This window comes from Mycobacterium sp. E1214 (genome assembly GCF_001666755.1).
Lineage (GTDB): Bacteria > Actinomycetota > Actinomycetes > Mycobacteriales > Mycobacteriaceae > Mycobacterium.
Genome location: NZ_LZJC01000148.1, coordinates 1 through 4,924 on the forward strand (window position 1 = coordinate 1; position 4,924 = coordinate 4,924).

General features: G+C 72.1%; 3 protein-coding genes. 1 reads left to right on the forward strand and 2 read right to left on the reverse strand.

What is annotated here, in order from left to right:
* Positions 1-517: pentapeptide repeat-containing protein (locus A5700_RS20690; RefSeq protein ID WP_068204969.1), on the forward strand; the 517-nt coding region annotated here is incomplete at its 5' end.
* Position 518: 1 nt separating this feature from the next.
* Here A5700_RS20690 and A5700_RS20695 read toward each other — a convergent pair.
* Both A5700_RS20695 and A5700_RS20700 read right to left on the reverse strand, forming a co-directional pair.
* The gene (locus A5700_RS20695) at positions 519-3,005 is read right to left on the reverse strand and encodes an ATP-binding cassette domain-containing protein (protein WP_068071602.1); all 2,487 of its coding nucleotides are present in this window, start codon (positions 3,003-3,005) and stop codon (positions 519-521) included.
* Positions 3,006-3,021: 16 nt separating this feature from the next.
* A partial coding sequence (locus tag A5700_RS20700) for an ATP-binding cassette domain-containing protein (RefSeq protein WP_068204970.1) occupies positions 3,022-4,924 on the reverse strand: 1,903 nt, incomplete at its 5' end.

Sequence of the window (4,924 nt, forward strand, 5' to 3'; positions counted from 1 at the left end):
CCGCGACTTCACCGACGAGGACCTGCGCGGGCTGCGCACCGAGCGGGTGGTGTTCGACGGCTGCAACTTCCGGGGCGCCGACCTCGCGGAGTCGCGGCATAGCGGCTCGGCGTTTCGCAACTGCACCTTCGAGCGGACCTCGTTGTGGCACAGCGTGTTCGCCCAGTGCAGCATGCTGGGGTCGGTGTTCGTGCGGTGCCGGTTGCGGCCGATCGCGTTCGACGAGGTGGACTTCACGCTTGCGGTGCTCGGCGGCAACGACCTGCGCGGCGCCGACCTGAGCGGCTGCCGGCTGCGCGAGGCCGGCCTGGTCGAGGCCGACCTGCGCAAGGCGGTGCTGCGCGGCGCCGACCTCACCGGCGCCCGGACCACCGGCGCCCGCCTGGACGGCGCCGACCTGCGCGGCGCGCGGGTGGACCCCGCGCTGTGGACCACCGCGAAGCTGGCGGGCGCGCGGGTGGACGTCGGTCAGGCGGTGGCGTTCGCGGTGGCGCACGGGCTGCGCTTGGACGCCTGAGTCAGCGCGTGAGCCGGATCCGCCACCGCACCCCGACCGCGTAGGCCAGCGACAGCGCCGCGAGCATGCCCATGTCGAAGAGGTAGGTGGCGGCGGTGTGCTGAAAGTGGCTGTCCCGCGGGCTCTGCGGGCCCGGCGACACCGCCCACAGGTCGACGGTCGAGGCCTGCGCCGCGTAACCCCATCGCGACGGCACCAGCCACGACAGCTGGTCGAGGAAGATCCGGTGGGTGACCGGCACCATGCCGCCGGAGAGCACCATCTGCATCATCAGGGACACCACCAGCAGCGGCATCACCTGCTCGGTGGAGCGGGCCAGCGCCGAGAGCAGCAGGCCGAGCATCGCGGCGGCCACGCACGTCGCCGCGACGGCGGCGAACAGTTCCACGGTGGCCCCCGAGGTGGAATGGCCGAGCAGCACCGCCGGCCGCGTCGGGGTGCCCTTGCCCAGCACCACGATGGTGGTGGCGATCGCGGCCTGCACGACGGCGAACGCGCAGAACACCGCGATCTTGGCCAGTAGGTAGGCGGTGGTGGACAGCCCGACGGCCTGCTCGCGCCGGAAGATCGGGCGCTCGCCGATGAGGTCGCGGATGGTCAACGCGGTCCCCATGAACGCCGCGGCCATGGTGAGCAGCGTCAGGATCGTCCCGGCCTCACCGGCGGACTCGCTGGTCGGGTCGGCGTAGCCGAAGCCGACGGTGCCGGGCACCGTCAGCGACAGCGCGCCCATGATGAACGGCAGCACCGCCAGGAACACGAAGTAGGCGCGGTCGGAGACGACCAGGCGAACCTGGCGGCGCGCGATCGTGGAGAACTGGTGCGCGACGCTGGTGCGCGCCGGGGCCCCCAGGTCGGCCGGCGCCTCGGCCGGCGTGGGGGGCGGTGGCCGGTTCTGCTCGAGGAAGCGGCGGTTGGCCTCGTCGGGATCGGCCCCGACCTTGGCGAAGATCTCGGCCCAGTTGGTCGTCCCCATCGCCGCGCCGATCTGGCCGGGCGAGCCCAGAAACGCCGTCTTGCCGCCGGGCGCCATCAGCAGCACCTGGTCGCAGATGTCGAGGTAGGTCAGCGAGTGGGTGACCACCAGCACGACGCGGCCGGCGTCGGCGAGCTGGCGCAGCATCGTCATGACCTGCAGGTCCAGCGCCGGATCCAAACCCGAGGTCGGCTCGTCGAGGATCAGCAGCGACGGCCCGGTCAGCAGCTCCAGCGCCACCGAGGCGCGTTTGCGCTGGCCGCCCGACAGCTTGTCGACGCGGGTGTCGGCGTGCTGCGTCAGCCCCAGCTCGTCGAGCACCTGGGCGACGATCTGCGCGCGGTCGGCCTTGCTGGTGTCCGGCGGCAGCCGCAGCTCGGCGGCGTAGTGCAGCGCCTGGCTGACGGTGAGCTGGCGGTGCACCACGTCGTCCTGCGGCACCATGCCGATGCGGGTGCGCAGCGACGCGTACTCGCTGTGGATGTCGTGGCCCTCGAAGGTGACGGCGCCGGCGGTCGGGACGGCGTACCCGGCGATCAGCCGCGACAGCGTGGACTTGCCGGCGCCCGAGCCGCCGATCAGCGCGGTCAGGGTGCCCGGGCGGCCCGTCAGCGAGATTCGCTCCAGCAGGTTTTTGCCGTCGACGCTGAAGTTGACGTCGCGGACCTCCAGGCCGCCGGCGCGGGTGGCGGCCTCCTGCCGGCGGACCAGGATGCCGCCGGTGAACACCAGGTCGACGTTGCCGATCGTGACGACGTCGCCGTCGGTGAGCATCGCGGAGCCGACTTTGACGCCGTTGACGAAGGTGCCGTTGCTGCTCTGCGCGTCGCGGATCTCGGCGCCCGCGGGGGTCGGGGTGAGGAACGCGTGGTGCCGCGACGCCAGCACGTCGTGGACGACGATGTCGTTGTCGAGCGCGCGGCCGATCCAGGCGGGCCGGGCCGGGCGGTCCGAGCCGGGAGCCTTTACCCGCGTGGTGGGGAAGTCGGCGGGGGAGCCGGGCGGCACCGGCGGGTTCGCCCCGGACGGCGGCCCCTGCTGAGGCAGCGCGCGGGTCGAGGAGTCCGGCCGGACGATGGGCACGGCGGTCCTGCGCTGGGCCTCCCGCGGCGGGCCGGGCCGCGGCGCGAGTGGGCCGGGCGGCCGCGGCCGCTGGAGGAGCGGGACCGAGTCCGTCGGCGGCAACAGGCCGACGCTGCCCGTGTGGCGGCCGATCTCGAAGGTGATCCGCGGCCCGTCGGGTTTGCCGATGTTGATCACCTGGCCGTCGTGGATGTCAACGGCGGGCACGCGCTGGCCGCGCAGGTAGATGCCGTTCATCGATCCGTTGTCGACGGCGACCCACCGGCCGCCGTCGTAGCGCAGCAGCACGTGCGCGCGGGCGATCAGCGGGTGCGCCATCCGCAGGTCGGCGCGCAGGTCGCTGCCGACGACCACGTCGCGGCCCGGCGCGAAGCTGCCTTGCGAGCGCTCGGCGCGAGCCGTCAGCACGGGCTGGGCCGGGTGGGTCATCGTCGCGGCCGGCGGCTCAGCGCTTGAGCCGGATGTGCCAGCGGACGTAGCCGGTGTAGGCGGCCGACAGCGCCGCCAGCATGGCCATGTCGAACACGAAGATGTGCTTCGAGTGCTGCCAGATGGGGTCGTTCGTCGGGATCTGCTTGACCTTCACCAGCGACGGGAAGTCGATCGACGAGGCGCCCGCCGCGTAACCCCAGCGCGCGGGGGTCAGCCAGGCCAGCTGTTCGAGGCCGAAGCGCTGATACACCGGGATCATGCCGCTGGAGAACACCAGCTGAGACATGATCGAGACCACCAGCAGCGGCATGATCTGCTCGTTGGACTGCGCCACCGCCGACAGCAGCAGCCCCAGCATCGCCGAGGCCACGCAGGTCCCGGCGACGGTGACGAACAGCGAGAACGTGGAGTTGCCGAAGAACTGCGGGTGCGCGGTCGGGGCGCCCTTGCCCAGCCGCACGATGACGGTGGCCACCGCCGCCTGGGCCGTCGCGAAGACGCAGAACACCGCGATCTTGGCCAGCAGGTAGGCGGTGGTGGACAGGCCGACGGCCTGCTCGCGCCGGAAGATGGGCCGCTCGCCGATGAGGTCGCGGATGGTCAGGGCGGTGCCCATGAACACGGCGCCGATGTTGAGCAGCACCATGATGTACTGCGGCTGCGTCGGCGCGATGCCCAGCGGGTCGGCCGGACCCAGGCCCGGTTTCGGTCCCTTCACGGTCAGCGACAGCGCCCCGATCAGGAACGGCAGGATCGCCAGGAAGATCGTGTAGCCCCGGTCGGAGATGACCAGCCGGACCTGGCGGCGGGCGATGGTGGACAGCTGGCGCAGCAGGTCGGTCTGGGGCGGGTCTCCCAGGTCGGCGGGGCTCTGCGGCGACGGCGGCTGCGACGACTGCTGGTTGCGTTCCTTGAAGCGCCGGTTGGCCTCGTCGGGGTCGGCGCCCACCTTGGCGAAGATGTCGGCCCAGTTGCGGGTGCCCATGGCGGCCTCGACCTGGTCGGGCGGCCCGCAGAACGCGGTCTTGCCGCCGGGCGCGACCAGCAGGATCTGGTCGCACACGTCGAGGTAGGACACCGAGTGGGTGACCACCAGCACCACGCGGCCGGCGTCGGCGAGCTGGCGCAGCATCAGCATGACCTGGCGGTCCAGCGCCGGGTCCAGACCGGAGGTGGGCTCGTCGAGGAGCAGCAGCGACGGCTGGGTGAGCAGCTCGAGCGCCACCGAGGCGCGCTTGCGCTGCCCGCCGGAGAGCTTGTCGACCCGGGTCTCGGCATGCTTGGTCATGTCGAGTTCCTCGAGCACCTGCGCGACGACGCGGGCGCGCTCCGCCTTGCTGGTGTCGGGCGGCAGGCGCAGCTCGGCGGCGTAGTTCAGGGCCTGGTTGACGGTCAGCTGGCGGTGCACGACGTCGTCCTGCGGGACCATCCCGATCCGGCTGCGCATGGACGCGTACTCGGCGTGAATGTCGTGCCCCTCGAAGGTCACCACGCCGGAGGTGGGGCTGGTGTAGCCGACGATCAGCCGCGACAGCGTGGTCTTGCCGGCGCCGGAGCCGCCGATGATGGCCGTCAACGTGCCGGGCCGCGCGGTCAGGGAGATGTGGTCGAGCAGCTGCTTGCCGTGGTCGACGGTGTAGCAGACCGAGTTGACCTCCAGGCCGCCGGTGCGGGTGGCGGCCTCGGTGCGGCGCACCAACGTGCCCCGCGTGAACACGAGGTCGACGTTGCCGATGGTGACGACGTCGCCCTCGGTCAGGACCGCCGAGCCCACCCGCACGCCGTTGACGAAGGTCCCGTTGACGCTGTGCGAGTCGCGGATCTCGGTTCCCAGCGGCGTCTGGGTGAGGAACGCGTGATGCCGGGAGGCCAGCACGTCCTGGATGACGATGTCGTTGTCGGTGGCGCGCCCGAGG